19 protein-coding genes are annotated in these 17,438 nt (G+C 64.0%); 10 read left to right on the forward strand and 9 right to left on the reverse strand.

Going from position 1 to position 17,438, the window contains the following annotated elements; translation table 11 throughout:
• Positions 1 to 228: 228 nt before the first annotated feature.
• On the reverse strand, positions 229 to 2,073 hold the full coding sequence (ilvD, locus tag NKI70_RS23660) for a dihydroxy-acid dehydratase (RefSeq protein ID WP_352698252.1): 1,845 nt from the start codon (positions 2,071 to 2,073) through the stop codon (positions 229 to 231).
• 288 nt (positions 2,074 to 2,361) lie between these two features.
• Between ilvD and NKI70_RS23665 the strand changes: the two genes are divergently transcribed.
• Positions 2,362 to 2,835, forward strand: coding sequence for a VOC family protein (locus tag NKI70_RS23665; protein WP_023676360.1), 474 nt, complete (start codon positions 2,362 to 2,364; stop codon positions 2,833 to 2,835).
• Between the two features lie 169 nt (positions 2,836 to 3,004).
• Here the strand turns inward: NKI70_RS23665 and NKI70_RS23670 are convergent, their stop codons facing one another.
• The 4 genes from NKI70_RS23670 to NKI70_RS23685 form a co-directional block, all read right to left on the reverse strand.
• Positions 3,005 to 4,603, reverse strand: coding sequence for a peptide chain release factor 3 (locus NKI70_RS23670; protein WP_502893745.1), 1,599 nt, complete (start codon positions 4,601 to 4,603; stop codon positions 3,005 to 3,007).
• A gap of 83 nt (positions 4,604 to 4,686) precedes the next feature.
• Positions 4,687 to 5,049, reverse strand: coding sequence for a hypothetical protein (locus NKI70_RS23675; protein ID WP_352458662.1), 363 nt, complete (start codon positions 5,047 to 5,049; stop codon positions 4,687 to 4,689).
• Positions 5,050 to 5,315: 266 nt separating this feature from the next.
• Complete coding sequence (locus tag NKI70_RS23680) at positions 5,316 to 6,224, reverse strand: haloalkane dehalogenase (protein ID WP_352698248.1); 909 nt, start codon at positions 6,222 to 6,224, stop codon at positions 5,316 to 5,318.
• Positions 6,225 to 6,228: 4 nt separating this feature from the next.
• Complete coding sequence (locus NKI70_RS23685) at positions 6,229 to 6,819, reverse strand: TetR family transcriptional regulator C-terminal domain-containing protein (protein WP_352570213.1); 591 nt, start codon at positions 6,817 to 6,819, stop codon at positions 6,229 to 6,231.
• 117 nt (positions 6,820 to 6,936) lie between these two features.
• Between NKI70_RS23685 and NKI70_RS23690 the strand changes: the two genes are divergently transcribed.
• Entirely contained in the window at positions 6,937 to 8,013 is a 1,077-nt protein-coding gene (locus NKI70_RS23690) for an NAD(P)/FAD-dependent oxidoreductase (RefSeq protein ID WP_352698246.1), read from the forward strand.
• Here NKI70_RS23690 and NKI70_RS23695 read toward each other — a convergent pair.
• The gene (locus tag NKI70_RS23695; RefSeq protein ID WP_352698244.1) at positions 8,007 to 9,380 is read right to left on the reverse strand and encodes an amidase; all 1,374 of its coding nucleotides are present in this window, start codon (positions 9,378 to 9,380) and stop codon (positions 8,007 to 8,009) included. The two genes, NKI70_RS23690 and NKI70_RS23695, sit on opposite strands and share 7 nt — an antisense overlap.
• A gap of 171 nt (positions 9,381 to 9,551) precedes the next feature.
• Positions 9,552 to 9,767: a DUF6356 family protein gene (locus tag NKI70_RS23700; protein ID WP_352469961.1), complete on the reverse strand. Its 216-nt coding sequence runs from the start codon at positions 9,765 to 9,767 to the stop codon at positions 9,552 to 9,554.
• A 115-nt stretch (positions 9,768 to 9,882) separates the two neighbouring features.
• Between NKI70_RS23700 and NKI70_RS23705 the strand changes: the two genes are divergently transcribed.
• The 3 genes from NKI70_RS23705 (at position 9,883) to NKI70_RS23715 (ending at position 11,579) form a co-directional block, all read left to right on the forward strand.
• A complete protein-coding gene (locus NKI70_RS23705; RefSeq protein ID WP_023676368.1) occupies positions 9,883 to 10,353 on the forward strand; it encodes an Lrp/AsnC family transcriptional regulator in 471 nt (156 codons plus the stop codon).
• Positions 10,354 to 10,437: 84 nt separating this feature from the next.
• Positions 10,438 to 10,923 (forward strand): dUTP diphosphatase, encoded by a 486-nt coding sequence (gene dut, locus NKI70_RS23710; protein WP_023717930.1) that lies wholly within the window; start codon positions 10,438 to 10,440, stop codon positions 10,921 to 10,923.
• Positions 10,923 to 11,579 (forward strand): HAD family hydrolase, encoded by a 657-nt coding sequence (locus NKI70_RS23715; RefSeq protein ID WP_352570216.1) that lies wholly within the window; start codon positions 10,923 to 10,925, stop codon positions 11,577 to 11,579. The genes dut and NKI70_RS23715 overlap by 1 nt, the downstream gene beginning before the upstream one ends.
• Before the next feature lie 33 nt (positions 11,580 to 11,612).
• On the opposite strand, the gene NKI70_RS23720 is transcribed toward NKI70_RS23715, so the two are convergent.
• Complete coding sequence (locus tag NKI70_RS23720) at positions 11,613 to 12,197, reverse strand: TetR/AcrR family transcriptional regulator (protein ID WP_352698242.1); 585 nt, start codon at positions 12,195 to 12,197, stop codon at positions 11,613 to 11,615.
• A gap of 82 nt (positions 12,198 to 12,279) precedes the next feature.
• Here NKI70_RS23720 and NKI70_RS23725 point away from each other — a divergent pair, with 82 nt between their 5' ends.
• The 4 genes from NKI70_RS23725 to NKI70_RS23740 all read left to right on the forward strand — a co-directional run bounded on the left by NKI70_RS23725 (position 12,280) and on the right by NKI70_RS23740 (position 15,519).
• Positions 12,280 to 12,690 carry an SRPBCC family protein gene (locus NKI70_RS23725; protein WP_352570218.1) on the forward strand — a complete coding sequence of 137 codons (411 nt, stop codon included), beginning with the start codon at positions 12,280 to 12,282 and terminating at the stop codon, positions 12,688 to 12,690.
• 77 nt (positions 12,691 to 12,767) lie between these two features.
• On the forward strand, positions 12,768 to 13,625 hold the full coding sequence (locus NKI70_RS23730; protein ID WP_352698240.1) for a hypothetical protein: 858 nt from the start codon (positions 12,768 to 12,770) through the stop codon (positions 13,623 to 13,625).
• Between the two features lie 77 nt (positions 13,626 to 13,702).
• Positions 13,703 to 14,506, forward strand: coding sequence for an isocitrate lyase/PEP mutase family protein (locus tag NKI70_RS23735; RefSeq protein ID WP_023676373.1), 804 nt, complete (start codon positions 13,703 to 13,705; stop codon positions 14,504 to 14,506).
• A 14-nt stretch (positions 14,507 to 14,520) separates the two neighbouring features.
• The gene (locus tag NKI70_RS23740; RefSeq protein WP_352698239.1) at positions 14,521 to 15,519 is read left to right on the forward strand and encodes a proline racemase family protein; all 999 of its coding nucleotides are present in this window, start codon (positions 14,521 to 14,523) and stop codon (positions 15,517 to 15,519) included.
• Here NKI70_RS23740 and NKI70_RS23745 read toward each other — a convergent pair.
• On the reverse strand, positions 15,450 to 16,211 hold the full coding sequence (locus NKI70_RS23745) for a sulfate transporter family protein (protein WP_352591194.1): 762 nt from the start codon (positions 16,209 to 16,211) through the stop codon (positions 15,450 to 15,452). The genes NKI70_RS23740 and NKI70_RS23745 overlap by 70 nt on opposite strands.
• Before the next feature lie 213 nt (positions 16,212 to 16,424).
• Between NKI70_RS23745 and NKI70_RS23750 the strand changes: the two genes are divergently transcribed.
• Positions 16,425 to 17,417, forward strand: coding sequence for an adenosine kinase (locus NKI70_RS23750; protein ID WP_352698235.1), 993 nt, complete (start codon positions 16,425 to 16,427; stop codon positions 17,415 to 17,417).
• Positions 17,418 to 17,438: the final 21 nt, after the last annotated feature.

Raw genomic sequence — 17,438 nt, forward strand, 5'->3', positions numbered from 1 at the left:
TGGCATCCCGAACCCCCTCGCGCAAAAGCGCAAAACTGTTCGCGATGTCCTCGCACATCTGTTCGCGATGTCCCCAGTCCAAACACCCTTGTGGGAGAAGGTAGCCGCGAAGCGGCCGGATGAGGGGTGTTCCAGCTTGGCGCCGACGACACTCCGTCCAGCACCCCTCAACCGTCTTGGCGCTGCGCGCCAATCCACCTTCTCCCAGAAGGGGAGAAGGAAAAGCCTCTATTCCGGCACGTACCGCACCGCCCCCTTGGCGGCACTTGTCGCCATCGCCGCATAGGCGCGCAAGGCCGTCGTCACCTTGCGCTTGCGCTTTTCTTCGGGCTTCCAGGCAGCCGTTCCCCTGGCCTCCATCGCGGCGCGACGGGCGATGAGTTCGGAGTCGTCGACAGCAAGCCTGATGGTGCGGTTGGGGATATCGATCTCGATCGTGTCGCCTTCCCTGACCAGCCCGATCAGACCGCCTTCCGCGGCTTCCGGCGAGACATGGCCGATCGACAGGCCGGAGGTGCCGCCGGAAAAACGACCGTCGGTGATCAGTGCGCAGGCTTTGCCGAGGCCTTTCGACTTCAAATAGCTGGTCGGGTAGAGCATTTCCTGCATGCCGGGTCCGCCGCGTGGCCCTTCATAGCGGATGACGACGACATCGCCGGCCTTGATCTCGTTCGACAGGATCGCCTTGACGCTGGCGTCCTGGCTTTCGAACACTCTTGCCGGACCGGTGAATTTCAGGATCGATTCATCGACGCCCGCCGTCTTCACGATGCAGCCATCGAGTGCCAGATTGCCTTTCAGCACGGCAAGGCCGCCATCCCTGGAGAAAGGATGTTCGGCCGAGCGGATGACGCCCTTCTCGCGGTCGAGATCGAGATCGTCCCAGCGGCGGTCCTGGCTGAACGCGACTTGCGTCGGCACGCCGCCGGGTGCCGCCAGGAAGAAATCGCGGACATTCTGGCTGGTGGTGCGCGAAATATCCCAATGATCGAGCGCTTCGCCGAGGCTTGCGGTGTGCACCGTCGGCAGGTCGCGGTTGATCAGCCCGGCGCTATCCAGCTGGCCGAGGATGGCCATGATGCCGCCGGCGCGGTGGACATCCTCCATGTGGACGTCGGCCTTGGCCGGCGCCACTTTGCAAAGCACCGGCACCCGCCGCGACAGCCGGTCGATGTCCTCCATGGTGAAGTCGACCTCGCCCTCATGTGCCGCGGCGAGGATGTGCAGCACGGTGTTGGTCGAGCCGCCCATGGCGATGTCGAGTGTCATGGCGTTCTCGAAGGCGCCCTTCGAGGCGATGCTGCGCGGCAGCGCGGTGTCGTCGTCCTGCTCGTAATAGCGCTGGGCAAGATCGACGATCAGGTGGCCGGCCTCGACGAACAAGCGCTTGCGGTCGGCATGCGTCGCCAGCGTCGAACCATTGCCGGGCAAGGACAGGCCGAGCGCCTCGGTCAGGCAGTTCATCGAATTGGCGGTGAACATGCCGGAGCAGGAACCGCAGGTCGGACAGGCCGAGCGTTCGATGGTCCTGACGTCCTCGTCGGACACCTTGTCGTCGGCGGCCGCGACCATAGCGTCGACCAGATCAAGCGCCTGGCTCTTGCCGGCGAGCACCACCTTGCCGGCCTCCATCGGCCCGCCGGAGACGAAGACGGTCGGGATGTTGAGGCGCAGCGACGCCATCAGCATGCCGGGCGTGATCTTGTCGCAATTCGAGATGCAGACCATCGCGTCGGCGCAGTGCGCGTTGACCATGTATTCGACCGAGTCGGCGATCAATTCGCGCGACGGCAGCGAATAGAGCATGCCGTCATGGCCCATGGCGATGCCGTCATCGACCGCAATGGTGTTGAACTCCTTGGCGACGCCGCCGGCTTTTTCGATCTCGCGGGCAACCAGCTGGCCGAGATCCTTCAAATGGACATGGCCCGGCACGAATTGGGTGAAGGAATTGACCACGGCAATGATCGGCTTGCCGAAATCCGAATCCTTCATGCCGGTAGCGCGCCACAGGCCGCGGGCGCCGGCCATGTTGCGGCCATGGGTGGTGGTGCGGGAACGGTAGGCGGGCATTGAACTGTCCTTGCTGTCTGCGTCGCGCCCAAAGGTGCGGAAAACCGGAATTGAGCCGCAGGCCTTATAGACGGCACACTCTGGTCTGGCCACAATTTTGCGCTGCGCCAGGGTGCGGAACGAGCGGCCAGCCAAAGACGCAGCCGGTCCAGGCCGTAAAAAAGTCAGAAGTGCTGTCGGATCGTGTTTTGCTCGAGCGTCCTTGAGCAGACGGCGGGACCGGGCATCAATTGCCAGCCGGCCGTTTTGCGAGTGAAACAAGCCAAAACCAGCCCGAGGAGCAAGAGAATGCAAAAGATCACCCCCTGCCTGTGGTTCGACGACCAGGCCGAGGAGGCCATGAACCATTACATCTCCATCTTCAAGAATTCGAAGGTGCTGAGCGTGATGCGCTGGCCCAAGGGCAGCGGCGATAATGAGGGCAAGGTGCTGATGGTCTCATTCGAGCTCGACGGCGTTCAGTTCCAGGCGCTCAACGGCGGCCCGCAATTCAAGTTCACCCAGGCAGTCTCGCTCTCCATCGACTGCAAGACGCAGGAAGAGGTCGACTATTTCTGGGACAGGCTCATCGCGGGCGGTGGCCAGCCCAGCCAGTGCAGCTGGCTGAAGGACAAATTCGGCCTCTCCTGGCAGGTCGTTCCCGAACAGCTGCCCAGGCTGCTGCTGGACCCCGACACGGAAAAGGCCGGCCGCGTGATGCAGGCGATGATGCAGATGAGCAAGATCGACATCGCCAAGATCGAAGAGGCAGCGAAAGGGTGAACGAACGCGATCTTTCCTTCTCCCCCTGTGGGAGAAGGTGGATCGGCGCGAAGCGCCGAGACGGTTGAGGGGTGCTGGACGGAATGAGACGTTGGTGTTTCCTGGAACACCCCTCATCCGTCGCCTTCGGCGACACCTTCTCCCACAAAGGGAGAAGGGAAGGGGCGCATCAAGCCGCTCTGTCGCGGACCTGATAATCCTTGACCGCGGTGAAGCGGATCGCCTTCCAGCGCTCGGCCTCGTAGTTGAGCGAGAAGGCGTGCTGGGCGAGGAACACCGGATCGTTGTCGAGATCGCGCGCGATGTCGCCGCGATGCGCCTCGATGAAGCGCTGGAGTTCGGCCCTGTCGTCGGCCGATATCCAGCGGCAGACGGAAAAGCGCGACATCTCGAAATCGACCGGCAGTGTGTATTCGAAGTTTAGCCGCTCCTTCAAGACGTCGAGCTGCAGGGCGCCGACGACGCCGACGATGGCTGGCGAGCCGTCCTCCGGCGAGAACAATTGCACGACGCCTTCCTCGGCCATCTGGTGCAGCGCTTCCTTGAGCTTCTTGGCTTTCATGGCATCGCCGAGGCGAACGCGGCGCAGGATTTCAGGCGCGAAATTCGGCACGCCGCGAAACAGGATCTCCTCGCCTTCGGTCAGCGTGTCGCCGATGCGCAGCGTGCCGTGGTTGGGGATGCCGACGACATCGCCGGCGAACGCCTCGTCGGCCGTGACGCGGGTGCGGGCGAAGAAGAATTGCGGTGCCGACAGGCTCATCGGTTTTCCCGTGCGCACCAGCTTGGCCTTCATGCCGCGCTCGAGCTTGCCGGAGCAGACGCGGACGAAAGCGATGCGGTCGCGATGGTTGGGGTCCATATTGGCCTGGATCTTGAAGACGAAGGAGGTCATCTTGTCCTCGGTCGCCTCGACCTTGCGGCTGTCGGCCTCCTGCGCGCGCGGCGGCGGCCCGTAGGCGCCGAGCGCCTCGATCAGATCGCGCACGCCGTAATTGCGCAGCGCCGAACCGAAATAGACCGGCGTCAAATGGCCCTCGCGGAAGGCATCGAGGTCGAGCGGGCGACAGGCCGCGCGCGCCAGCTCCAGCTCCTCGATGAAGGCCTCCCGCTCGTTCTCCGGCAACAGGCCGGCAACGCGGTTGGAATCGGGACCGTTGACCGGCGTGCGCTCCTTTTCGGCGTCGCCCTTGCGCACCGCGTTCAGCGCCAGATGGTAGGTCCCGGAAAAGGTCTTGCCGCGGCCGATCGGCCAGGTGATCGGCGCTGTATCCAGTGCCAGCTTCTGCTCGATCTCATCGAGGATGTCGAATGGGTCTCGGCTTTCGCGGTCCATTTTGTTGACGAAGGTGATGATCGGGATGTCGCGCAGCCGGCAGACCTCGAACAGTTTCAGCGTGCGCGGCTCGATGCCCTTGGCGGCGTCGATCACCATGACCGCGCTGTCGACCGCCGACAGCGTGCGATAGGTGTCGTCGGCGAAATCCTCGTGGCCGGGCGTGTCGAGCAGGTTGAAGACGGTGTCCTCGTATTCGAAGGTCATCACCGAGGTGACCACCGAAATGCCGCGCTCGCGTTCGATCTTCATCCAGTCCGAGCGGGTCTGGATGCGGTCCTTCTTGGCCTTGACCTCGCCGGCAAGCTGGATGGCGCCGCCGAACAAAAGCAGTTTTTCGGTGAGCGTCGTCTTGCCGGCGTCGGGGTGGGCAATGATCGCGAAAGTGCGGCGGCGCGATACCGCTTGTTCGATGTCTTCAGCCAATTTCATGGAATCCTGTCTGTGGCGCGGGCTTCTAGCAGCGCTTTTCCGGCCTGTCGAACGGAAACACCGCTGATACCCCGGCAGCAGGTTCAGTCTCTGACGATAGCCGCCTGCGTGACCGAGCCAGCGTCATCCAGGCGCATAACCAGCCATTCAGAGTCGATCGAAAAAAATCCTCTTTCCGAACCAAGAATATAAACCAGACTCCAGTCCTCGAAATAGTCCGTCTTCGGCGGCTCGCCGAGCATGGCAACAACTTCTGCCCGCGATTTCCCAACCAACGCCCCGGTCAGCACCAAACCGTCAGCAATGCGATGGCGCTTATGCAAAGGATCCAGCCAGTTGTCGTCCTGCCACCAAGATCGAACGATCGGCAGCGGGCCGAAGAAGACGGCATAAACAATGGCGGCTCCGGCTGCAGCAAAAACCAGCCCTTTTATCCAGCGGCGCAAATGACCCTCATGTGATTGAGCTGAACGTTTCCATCGAGGCGATCGTCATCGACCCGCTTCGAGAGCGGTCCCGGCAACGCTCTTGGCAAGTCTGTAGCATGGTGGCAATGAGGGCAAGAAGTCCTGGGCGTTTGAAGGTACACGGCCGCGAGCAAGAACATCATCGTCATTGGATCCGGCATCATTGGCGCCTCCATCGCTTGGCACCGGCAGAGCTAAGCTGTCGACCTCTCCGCCGGCCGCGGCCGCCGGTTCACGTCCCGACGTCAGGCCGCATGGCTCTCGAACGCTATCTCGGGAACCCACTCGGCAATTGCGGCGCCGATCTTGTCGGCATGGTCCTCCTGCAGATAGTGCGCACCGGGTCCGAGATCGATCAGGCGGCAGTTCTTCAGCCCAGCCGCGAAGCCCCGTGCCGCCTGCGGCGAGACGAGGGCGCCGGGATCGCCTGAGAAAAGCAGCTTCGGGTAGGAGGATGCCCGGAGCGCCCGATGGTCGTGCTCACTGATGGCGGCGACATCAGCGGGCTGGCCTTCGATCGGCAGGTCGCGCGGCAGCCGCAGGATCGGCTTGCGCGATTGCGGCGTCGGGAACGGCACCCGGTAGGCGGCCATTTCCTCATCGCTCATCGTGCGCAGCACAGCGGCCGGCAGCACCTTTTCGACGAAGACGTTGTCTTCCAGAACAAGCTTCTCACCGATGCCCGGCGTGCGCATTGCCTTGAACAATTCGCGCGCCTGTGGACGCTGGTGAAAATCGTCCCAGCTCTCGAAGGGGCGGATGAACTCCATGAAGGCGAGGCCGAGGATCCGCTGCGGCCGCCGTGCGGCGAGATGGAAGGCGAGCGCGGTGCCCCAGTCCTGCGCGACGACAACCATGTCGGTGATGCCAAGCGTCTCGATGAAGGTGTCGAGATACCGGACGTGGTCGAAGAAGCGATAGTCGATGTCCGGCTTGCCGGACTGGCCATAGCCGATCAGGTCGGGCGCTATGCAGCGGCCGAACGGCGCCACATGCGGGATGATGTCGCGCCAGATGTAGGACGACGTCGGGTTGCCGTGCAGCAAGAGTACCGTCGGGCCAACCGTGCCTGCCTCGACATAGGAGATGGTGGAATCGAGCACCGCGACTTGCGAGCGTGGCAACATTGTGCGCTTTTCGAGTTTCGGGTTCATCGGATCAGCTCCTTTTTGCGAAGACTGTTTTGAAGACGATATTCTTGAAACGCTCGAGCGGTTCGGGACTGCGCTCCACCTTCATGCGCAGCATCGCGCCTTGCCAGGAACTCAACAGGAAATCGGCGAGGTCCTCGGCATCGAACGCGTCGGTGATGTCGCCAGCCGCCTGGCCCTCGGCGATGCATTCGGCAAAGGGCTTACGCCAGCGTTCGAAAATGGCGACGAGTTGCAGCCTCAGCGCCTCGCTGTGAGCCGCCGTCTCGAGGCTGAGATTGCCGATCATGCAGCCCCGTGCCCAATCATGCGCCTCCAGCTTCGACGTGATGATTTCGAGATAGCGGCGCAAGCGCCCGACCGGGGGCGTGCCGTCCCGAGCAAGGGCCTGCTCCACCAAACCGCTCACATAGGCGAAATAGCGGTCCAGCACCTCGCCGGTGAACGCCTCCTTGGAGACAAAATGATTGGTGAAGGACCCCGGGCGGGCATCGGCCGCGGCGACGATGTCGCGTACGCCGGCGGACGAATAGCCGGAATTCCAGATGGTGTTGAAACCGGCGTCGAGAAGTTTTTCGCGAAGTGAATGTCTAGCCATGCCGGTATAATACGTACGTACGTATTAAAGTCAAGAAGCATATTTTATACCGCGCGCTCTTGGCAGAACCCACGGGCAATGGCATCGCAGTGGTGGCGTTGGAACGAGGAGTGAAGCATGACAGCGGCGAAACAAGTCATCGTCATCGGCGCCGGCATCATCGGCGCCTCCATCGCCTGGCACCTGACCAGGGCCGGAGCAAAGGTGACGGTCATTGCCGGCAGCGGCGCCGGCGGCGTCGCGACACCGAATTCCTTTGCCTGGATCAATGCCAGCTGGGGCAATCCGGAGGTCTATTTCCGCCTACGCATTCGGTCGATGGCCGAATGGACGCGGCTGGCGAACGAGGTGCCCGGCATCCCGTTGCAGTGGTGCGGTGGCTTGTGGTGGGACCTGCCACGTCCCGAGCTTGAGGCCTATGCGGCCGAGCACTCCGCATGGGGCTGCGGCATCGAGCGTGTCGACCGTGCCGGAGCGGCGCGTATCGAGCCCAATCTGGCCGAACTTCCCGATTTCGCCCTTTATGTCGCCGAGGAAGGTGTCGCCGAGCCGGTCGCCGCCACGCAAGCACTGCTGGCCGACGCCGAACGGCGCGGCGCGCGAATTGTAGCCGAGACGACCGTCACCGCTCTGGTGCAAGCCAACGGCAGGATTGCCGGCGTCGATACATCCGGCGGGCGGATTGCTGCCGACGAGGTGGTGATCGCGGCCGGAGCCGGCTCTCCGGCACTAGCGGCAACAGCCGGGATAGAACTGCCGATCGAGACGCCACCCGGCCTGATCGTGCATTCGCGCCCCTACGAAAAGCTGCTCAACGGCCTGGTGATCGGCGACCGCCTGCATATGCGCCAGACGGCGGAAGGCCGCATCATCGCGGGCTCGGATTTCGGCGGCGCCGATCCCGGCATGGATGCTGCGGCCACCGCCCGCGACCTGTTTGCGGCGATGAAGGCGATGCTGCGCGGCGCGGATGAGCTGGAACTCGATTTCCACACCATTGGCTATCGGCCGACGCCGGTCGATGGCTTTCCGATCATTGGCCGCGCCGAAGGCACGAGCGGCGTCTACGTCGCGGTCATGCATTCCGGCATCACGCTGGCACCGGCCGTCGGCCTGTTCGCCGCCCGCGAAATCCTCGATGGCGAGCGCGATCCGCTGCTTGATCCCTACGGGCTGGGGCGGTTTACTCAATAACCGGGCGGACGGCGAAAGCCGCCGGCCAGCGGCTCGATTGCCCTGGCGATCCCGAGCAGGCGCGACTCCGACCAGCGTTTGCCAACAAGCTGTAGTCCGATGGGCAGGCCATTGCTGTCCTGTCCGCAGGGCAGCGACAGTGCGGGGTGGCCGCTGTAATTGAACACCGCGCCATAGGCCGGCAGCATCCAGTAGGTTTGCTTCTCGCCGTCGACCTCGATCGACGTTCCCGGATCGCAATGCGGGAAGGCGGTGGCCATGGCGACCGGGCACAGCAAGGCGTCGCAGCCGTCGAAGAACCGTTCCCACGCCAGGATGGAGCGGTCGCGGCGGGCGAGCGCCTCGAACCAGCGCGAGACCGGTGTCGGCTTCTCCCGCGGTTCGGGCTGGGCCGCCTCCAGCATCATGCCGATCAGCGCGCCGCCTTGCTCCAGATCGTCGTGCAGGTCGAGCTTCGGCAATTTGGCCTCCTCGACGATCGCGCCTGCCGCCTGAAGCTCCTTTGCCAGGCTTTCGACCGCAGCCCTGATCTCGCCTGCCACCGGAAAACCTGGGAAGGACGGCGCGAAGGCAATGCGCAGCGTCGTCAGATCCAGCTCCGGCATGTCTTCGACCGGTACCGGCGCAAGGTCGGTATCGCTTCCATCCGGCCCGGCAATAAGGCGGTAGATCAGTACCAGGTCTTCGACGCTGCGTGCCATCGGTCCGAGGCAGGAGATCAGCCTCACGCTGCGCGGCGCCCCGCCTGGATCGGGGAAGGCGCCGGCGAGCGAGACGCGGTGCTCGGTCGGCTTGAGGCCGCAGACGCCGCAAAAGGCAGCGGGCAGCCGGATCGAATCCTGCATGTCGGTGCCGACCTCGAACGGCGTCATTCCGGTGCCGAGCGCCGCCGCCGCACCGCCACTGGAGCCGCCGGCGGTGCGCTGGAGATTCCAGGGATTGCCGGTGCGGCCGAACAGCGGATTGCTCGACTGCCAGTCACCGAGCATTGTCGCCACGTTCGTCTTGCCCACCAGTATGCCGCCTGCCGCCTTCAGCCAGGCAACGACCGGACTGTCTGCCCTCGGGGCAAAGTCGGCGAAAGCCGGGAAGCCGACAGTGGTTCTCATGCCCGCTGTTTCGTGCGTGTCCTTCAGTGTGAACGGCACGCCGTGTAGCGGCCCAAGGGCCTCGCCGCGCGCCTGGGCTTCGTCGGCCTTGCCAGCGCGTTGCCGCGCACCGTCCCGATCGAGGGTTACGACTGCGTTGACCGCCTCATTGTGCCTGTCAATCTGCGCCAGATGCTCGTCCAGCACCTCTATTGCGGAAACCGTACGGTCGCGGATGGCCGCGGCCAGATTGGTGGTCGAGGAAAAGACGATATCCATGGTGAATGCTCCGGGCTATCGCGCCGCGCTCCTCAAAATGGCGGATTGGCGCGTGGATGCAAGCCTGGCTCGACATTTCGACGATGGCGGCGCTTGATCGGGATTGCGCTGCGGGGCCCGTTGAGGGGCGGCCCTGTCCAGCGGCCTCGCCGCGCTCGGCGCCTCTACGGCCTACCGTCCCCTGTTGTGCGTCCGCTCATAGAGCTCACGGATGATGCCGCTTGCCGTGGTCTCGAACAGAAACGGCAAGAAAGCATGAACGAGCGCGGCAAACGCCGCCATGAACAATCGCGACGAGAACCATGCGGCGAAAGCCATATGGCCGAAATAGCTCTCGCCGACCGCGGCCGGGTGAGAGGTGAAAAGTCTTGCGAGCCGTGCCGTCATGTCGATCCCTCCTGCCGGCATGAAGAGCCGGCGATGAGTATACTGGCATGGGTGTTCGGTTCATCGGTCTCAAATTGTCCTTGTGAAAGGCTGAATTTTGGGACAAACATCCCACATGGCGCCGGAAATCGACGAAATAGACCGGAGATTGCTGGCCGAGCTGCAACGCGACGGCACGCTGTCCGTCGACCAGCTCTCGGCAAGAATATCGCTGTCGCGCAATGCCTGCTGGCGCCGGGTGAAGCGGCTGGAGGAAGACGGCGTCATCACCGGCCGGGTGGCGCTGGTCGACGCCGACAAGCTTGGGCTCGGCCTTTCGGTGTTCATCCTGATCCGCACCTCGAACCACGATCCCGACTGGCTGCAAAGATTCCGAGCGGCGGTGACCGGCTTTGCCGAGATCACCGGCGCCTACCGCATGTCCGGCGATCTCGACTATGTCCTGCGCGCCCGCGTTGCCGATGTGAAGGCCTATGACCGGCTCTACCAGCGGCTGATCGCCAAGGTGGCGCTGTCGGACGTTTCGGCCTCCTTCGTCATGGAGGAGATCAAGGAGACCACGGTCGTTCCGATGGAACTGCGCTGAAGCGGAACTGTGCTGAAAGAAAGCCGTTGATAGCATTGCCGCCGAGTTGACTGAACCGGCGTTCGCGACGATAGGATCAGCCTCATGCGCGCAGCACTTTATCCCACCTCCGTCATCGGTCCGGCTGTCGGCTTCGTCAGGCTGCCGCATGGCGAGGGCTTGCCGCTTCCGGCCTATGAAAGCTCGGGCGCCGCCGGCATGGACCTGCGCGCCGCCGTCCCGGACGACAGGCCGCTTTTGATCCTGCCGGGAAAGCGTGCGCTGGTGCCGACCGGGCTGGTCCTGGAAATTCCGGAGGGCGTCGAAGGCCAGGTCCGGCCGCGTTCGGGCCTCGCCTTCAAGCACGGGCTCACCTGCCTCAACACGCCGGGCACCATCGACAGCGACTATCGCGGCGAGGTCAAGGTGCTGCTGATCAATCTCGGCGACGAGGATTTCGCGGTGACGCGCGGCATGCGGATCGCCCAGATCGTCTTCGCCCCGGTGACGCAGGCGACCGTCGAGGAGCGCACATTGGCTGGCGGCACAACGCGCGGCTCGGGCGGCTTCGGATCGACCGGCACGGCCTGATGAAAATACCCAAGCTCGTCATCTTCGATTGCGACGGGGTTCTGGTCGACACCGAGAACCTGGCCAATCGGCGCCTCGCCGAATGGCTGACCGCGGCCGGCTTTCCGGCCAGCTTCGAATATTGCCGCAAGAATTTCTCCGGCCGCAGCATGGTCTCGGTGCAGAAGGAAGTTGAGGCGACCGGCGTCAGCCTCGGCGCCGATTTCGTCGAGCGCTGGAACGCCGGCCTGCCGGACCTGTTCGCGCATGGCGTCGAGGCCATCCCCAACGTTCGCGAGTTCATCGAAACCGTGCACGCCGCCGGCATCGCCACCTGTGTCGCCTCGTCGGCACGGGTGTCCAAAATGCACATCACGCTCGGCCAGACCGGGCTGCTGCCGCTTTTCGAGCATGCGCTGTTCAGCTCGACCATGGTCTCGCGTGGCAAGCCGTTCCCCGACCTCTTCCTGCATGCGGCAGCGACGATGGGCTTCGCGCCCGCCGACTGCATCGTCATCGAGGACAGCGTCGCCGGCACGGCAGCCGGCATCGCCGCCGGCATGCGCGTCTATTCCTACCACGGCGACCCGCTTTCCGACCGCGATGGACTGATCGAAGCCGGAGGCATCCTGTTCGACGACATGCGTAAACTGGCCGGGCTGGTGCCGATCCACTGATCGCCTTTGCGCAGGCTGCATGCGCGCCAGATCTCAGACCGGGCGCGGCGCCCCAAGTACTCGGTCGACCGTGTCGCGTATGAGAGTGCGCAGATTGGCCGGCCTGTCGAGATGACTGACGACAAGCAGGCCGTCGGCCGCCACTGTTAGCGCGTCCGCGGTGCGGTCCGGATCGGGATTTGCGTCAGCGATCAGCAGATCCCTGAGGATGCCCCACTTCCAGTGACGATGCTTATCGATTGCCTCGCGAACCGGGCTCCTCGGGTCGGGGTATTCGGCCGCGGCATTTTGGAACGGGCAGCCGCGGTAGCCCGGCTGATCCGCCGCATCGGCAATGAGATCGAATACGGCAAGGATCATCAGGCGAGGTGGCCGCCGGCCAAGGCTCGCGATTGCCGCCCGTCCTCCCTTGCTGATCTCCTCGATATAGGCGCGGACGAGGTCGTCCTTGGCCGCGAAGTGATGATAGAACGTCGCCTTCGCAACGCCGGCCTCGGCGATGATGCGGTCGATGCCGACTGCACGGACCCCCTCCAGAGAAAACAGCGCGGTCGCCGTTTCGAGGATGCGGCGGCGCGCAAGACTTTCGGGACGATCGTTGATTCGGGCTGCGGACATGCCTTGACCGTATAGCAGACAGGTCTGTATACATCCATATGTATACAGACAGGTCTACCTGTTAACGAAGGGAAGGCGAAACATGGCTTCGATAGTCAGGGAAATCATCGTAGATGCTTCACCGGAAAGCGTATGGGCGACGGTGGGCGACTTCGCCGGCGGCGCCCAACGGATAGCCCCAGGCGTTTTCGTCGATTGCCGGGTGGATGAGGGCGACGTACGGGTCCTTACTTTCGCCGACGGCAAGATCGTGCGAGAGCGGCTCATCGCCCGCGACGAGCAGGGCCGGCGGATCGTGTGGGGATGGCTCGGCGACGAGGTCACTCACGATAACACCTCCATGCAGGTCTTTGCCGAGGGCGAGGGCCGGAGCCGCCTGGTCTGGATTCACGATACTCTGCCCGACGAACTCGGCACGTGGCTCGCAGCCGCCATGGATCAGCTGGTGCCGGTTTTCCAGCAGACCCTGGCGAGCCAAGCCAAACCAACATAGTGAGGCAACGCCAAGTGTTTCCTCTTGGCCGCAAAATGCTATAGCTTGCGCGCGCCCGACATAACGAGCGCGCGCGCATGACCTTCTCCCTGCTTCGTTTCATCGTTGCTTGCCTGCTGCTGCCCTGTCTTTGGACGACGGCCAGCGCGGAGGCCGTCAGCTTCCCGGAGCTCGGCAGCGCTGTCCCCGGCCACGGCGATGTCACCTATCTCGATCTCGCCAGGATGGTCATTCCCGATCTGGCCGCGGACAAGGCCGGCTTTTTCCGGGGTTCGATGCCGATCGAGATGCGCCACATCGCTGGACCGGACTACGACGGCTCGCCGCCGGCGACGTCGGGTCTTTCCAGCGCCGACGTGCTCGACATCAAGGCCGGCGGCAAGGACCGGCTGGCGATGCTGCTCGACCTCGGCGACTCGCCTGACAGCGCCGAGGGTTATGCAGTGCTGGCACTCTACGACATCACCGGCAAGCCGGCCTTGCTCGACGCGGTCAATGTTGCCGTCGACCGCAGCACCTACTTTCGCGATCCGGGCAAGCTGTCGATCGGGCCCGGCGATGACGTCATCATCACCACGAGCACGCATTTCAATTCGAGCCAGGGCTATGTGATCGCGCCGCTGGTCATGGTCCGCAACGACAGGTTCGAGCTGATCGACATGATCTATACGTTCGACGAAAACCTCTGCACCAACCGAAGGACGCAGAATGCGGCCTTCCAGGCGATTGCCGACGGCCAGCCCTATGCAGCCATCAAGGTTACGGTGACCGACGCGACAGTGCCGGGCGATGAAAGCTGCGACGGCCAGCCGCCGCCAGAGGCGTCTTCGCGCGACATTTCCGTCACCTATCATTGGGACAAAAACGCTTCGCGTTACGTCAAGGATTCCGATGCGCTGGACCGATTGGCAGGAGAGAACGCCAAACGCTTCTGAGCCAACCGCATTTGTTTGCCCGGCGCGTTCCGCCGGGCTAGAATTTGCCTCACATTCTGCACTGGAGGGGAGCATCCATGGACAAGGGCAAGATTTTTCGCGACCTGCATACATCGATCTTCGTTATGGCCAATTCATGGGACGTCGGCACGACCAAGCTCTTGGCCTCGTTCGGCTTCAAGGCGCTGGCCACGACCAGCGCCGGCTTTGCCTTTTCGCGCGGCCTGCCGGACGGCGCGGTGACGTTCGAGGCGATGATCCATCATTGCCGTGAAGTGTCAGCGGCGACCGGGCTGCCGGTTTCGGCGGACCTCGAAAAGGGCAAGGGCGACAGCGCGACAAGTGCCGGCGAGACCATCTTCGCCGCCGAGGCGGCTGGCCTCGCCGGCTGCTCGATCGAGGACCATACCGGCGAGCCCGCCAAGCCGATCTATGATTTTTCGCATGCCGTCGATCGCGTCGCGGCGGCGGCGGAAGCGGCACGGGCACTGAAACGCGATTTCGTTTTCACCGCGCGGGCCGAGAATTTCCTGTGGGGCAAGCCCGATCTCGACGACACGATCAAGCGGCTGCAGGCCTTCGAGAAAGCCGGTGCCGACGTGCTCTATGCACCGGGCCTGGGCGACATCGAGATGGTGCGAACCGTCTGCTCGGCGCTGACCAAGCCCGTGAACGTCATGGCTAGGCCCGGCTTCACCATCGCCGATCTTGCCATGGCTGGGGTAAAGCGCATCTCGCTCGGCCCATGGCTGACCAATTTTGCTTTCGGCATGCTGGAGACCGCGGCGCGCGAGATCCAGCAGGATGGCACCTTCGGCTTCACCCGCGCCGCCATGCCGTTCGGCAAGCTGCAGGCGCTGTTTGCCAAATCTTCCGCCTAGGCGGGGCCCGGCGAATGACGCTCACCGTCGTCGACATGCACACCGGCGGCGAGCCGCTGCGGATCGTCACCGGCGGCTACCCCGACATTCCCAAGGGCACGATCCTCGAAAAGCGTGCCTATGTGCGCGACCATCTCGATCATCTCAGAAAGATCCTGATGTTCGAGCCGCGCGGCCATTACGACATGTATGGCGCGCTGCTGGTGGAGCCCGACCTGCCGGGCGCCGACCTCGCGGTGCTGTTCATGCACAATGAGGGCTATTCGACGATGTGCGGCCACGCCATCGTCGCGCTCGGCCGCTACGCCGTCGACGAGCGGCTGGTGGCGCCACGCGAGCCGATGACGACCGTCAATATCGAGGCGCCATGCGGGCTGATTTCGGCTGCGGTCGAGGTAAGGGACGGCAAGGCCGGCGCGGTGTCCTTCGAAAGCGTGCCGGCGTTTCTGTTCGCCGGCAACCAGCGGATCGAGCTGCCGGGCTATGGTCCGGTCGGCTTCGACATCGCCTATGGCGGCGCCTTCTATGCACTGGCCGACTGCCGCCAGTTCGGGCTGGAATTCGGCCAGAACCGGGTGCGCGATTTCGTCGATGCAGCGACCGCGCTGACCAATAAGCTCAAGGCCGAATTGCCGCTGTCGCATCCCGACCATGCCGATCTCGCCTTTCTCTACGGCACCATCCTGACCGACGGACAGGATGCGTTCTCCGATACGCCGACCAAAAACATCTGCGTTTTCGCCGAGGCGGAGGTCGACCGTTCGCCGACCGGCTCCGGCGTCACCGCGCGGCTGGCGGCCATGCACGCCAAGGGCCAAATCGAGATTGGCCGGACGCGGCTGTTCGAGAGCATCGCCGGCTCGCGCTTTTCCGGCGCCGTCGTACGCACGGCCACAGCCGGGCCGCATGACGCCATCATCGCCCGCGTCGGCGGCCGCGCCTATTACTCAGGGCGGGCCGAATTCATCGTCGAGGACGACGACGAACTGGGCAGGGGTTTTCTGCTGAGATAGCTCCCTTCCCGTGCCGAGATCGCCTTGTGCAGGTGCACCATCATGACGGCGGCGAACAGCGGCGTCAGAAGATTGAGTAGCGGCACGGCGAGGAAAGCGGCGACCACCAGCCCGGCCAGGAACACGGTGATGGAGTGCTTTCTGCGCAGCGCCTTGGCCTCGGCCTCCGGGCGAAAGCGCATGGCGGCGAATTCGAAGAACTCGCGTCCGAGCAGATACCCATTGACGATGAAGAAAGCGGCGATGTTCACGCCCGGCACCAAGAGCAGCAGCAGGGCGACGATGTTGCCGAGGATAACGACGCCGAAAAATCGGATCGCCAGCACCAGCGAGCGCAACGCCGGCACGGCGCGGCCGGGCGGGTCGTTTGGATAATCCGTGCGCTCGACCACTTCGGCGACGTCGTCGAGGAACAGGCCGGCGATGATCGCCGTCACCGGCGCGATGAGCAGCGCCAAGCCCAGCGCAAGGCCGATGCCTGCGACGACGGCGCCCAGCCATCCGGCCCAGGAGGGTAGGGCGGGGAGCCATGCATCGATCCACGGCCAGGCCAGCCATTCGAACAAGCTCTTGATCCCGAACCAAAGCGCCGCCAGCGCCAGCAAGGTCAGCCCCAGCGTCTTCAGGAACACAGAACGGAATTCGGGCGAGAACAGCCGGCTCAAGGCGGCACGGGCGGCGTCGAGGATCACGGCGTTTCCAATTCCATGTCAAACGAGGCCCATGGGCGATATTTCGGGATAGGCGGAGACAGGTCGCGAGACAAGCGCAAACCGCGCGATACGAAGCATGCGTTCTGCCCGGATTTATAACTCGCGGCCTAGGCAAAGCCGCATCAAACCGCTAGACCCGCCCGCGCCCGGCGTGGCAGAAAGCCGGTGGGTTTTTGGCGGAGACATGAATTGATGCCGGACTATGACGTGCTTTGTGTCGGAAATGCCATCGTCGACATCATCGCCCAGTGCGACGAGGCGTTCCTGGAGACGAACGGCATCATCAAGGGCGCGATGAATTTGATCGACACGAGGCGCGCCGAACTGCTCTACAGCCGCATGGGCCCGGCCATCGAAGCCTCGGGCGGCAGCGCCGGCAACACGGCGGCGGGCGTCGCCTCCTTCGGCGGCCGCGCCGCTTTCTTCGGCAAGGTCTCCAACGACGCGCTCGGCGAAATCTACGCGCATGACATCCATGCCCAGGGCGTCGCCTTCGACACCCGGCCGCTCAGCGGCGAGCCACCGACGGCGCGCTCGATGATCTTCGTCACGCCGGACGGCGAGCGCTCGATGAACACCTATCTCGGCGCTTGCGTGGAGCTCGGCCCGGAGGACGTCGAGGCCGACAAGGCGTCGGGCGCCGCCGTCACCTATTTCGAAGGCTATCTGTGGGACCCGCCGCGCGCCAAGGAGGCGATCCGGCAGACGGCGAAACTCGCCCACGCCGCCGGGCGCGAAGTGTCGATGACATTGTCGGACTCGTTCTGCGTCGACCGCTACCGCGACGAGTTCCTCGATCTCATGCGCTCCGGCACCGTCGACATCGTCTTTGCCAACAGCCACGAGATTAAGTCGCTCTACCAGACCGCTTCCTTCGACGAGGCGCTGGCGCAGATCCGCAAGGATTGCAAGATCGCCGCCGTCACCCGCTCGGAAAAGGGCTCGGTGATCGTGCGCGGCGACGAGACCGTCACCATCGAGGCGACCAGGATCCGCGAACTGGTCGACACGACCGGCGCCGGCGACCTCTACGCCGCCGGCTTCCTCTATGGCTACACGCAAGGCCGCAGCCTGAAGCAGTGCGGCGATCTCGGCTCGCTGGCGGCCGGGCTGGTCATCCAGCAGATAGGCCCAAGGCCACGGCAGAATTTGCGCAGAGAGGCCGAGCAGGCCGGGCTGCTGTAGCGGCATCTCTTCCTTCTCCCC

Source organism: Mesorhizobium sp. M0500 (assembly GCF_040321165.1).
In the GTDB taxonomy this organism is placed as follows: domain Bacteria; phylum Pseudomonadota; class Alphaproteobacteria; order Rhizobiales; family Rhizobiaceae; genus Mesorhizobium.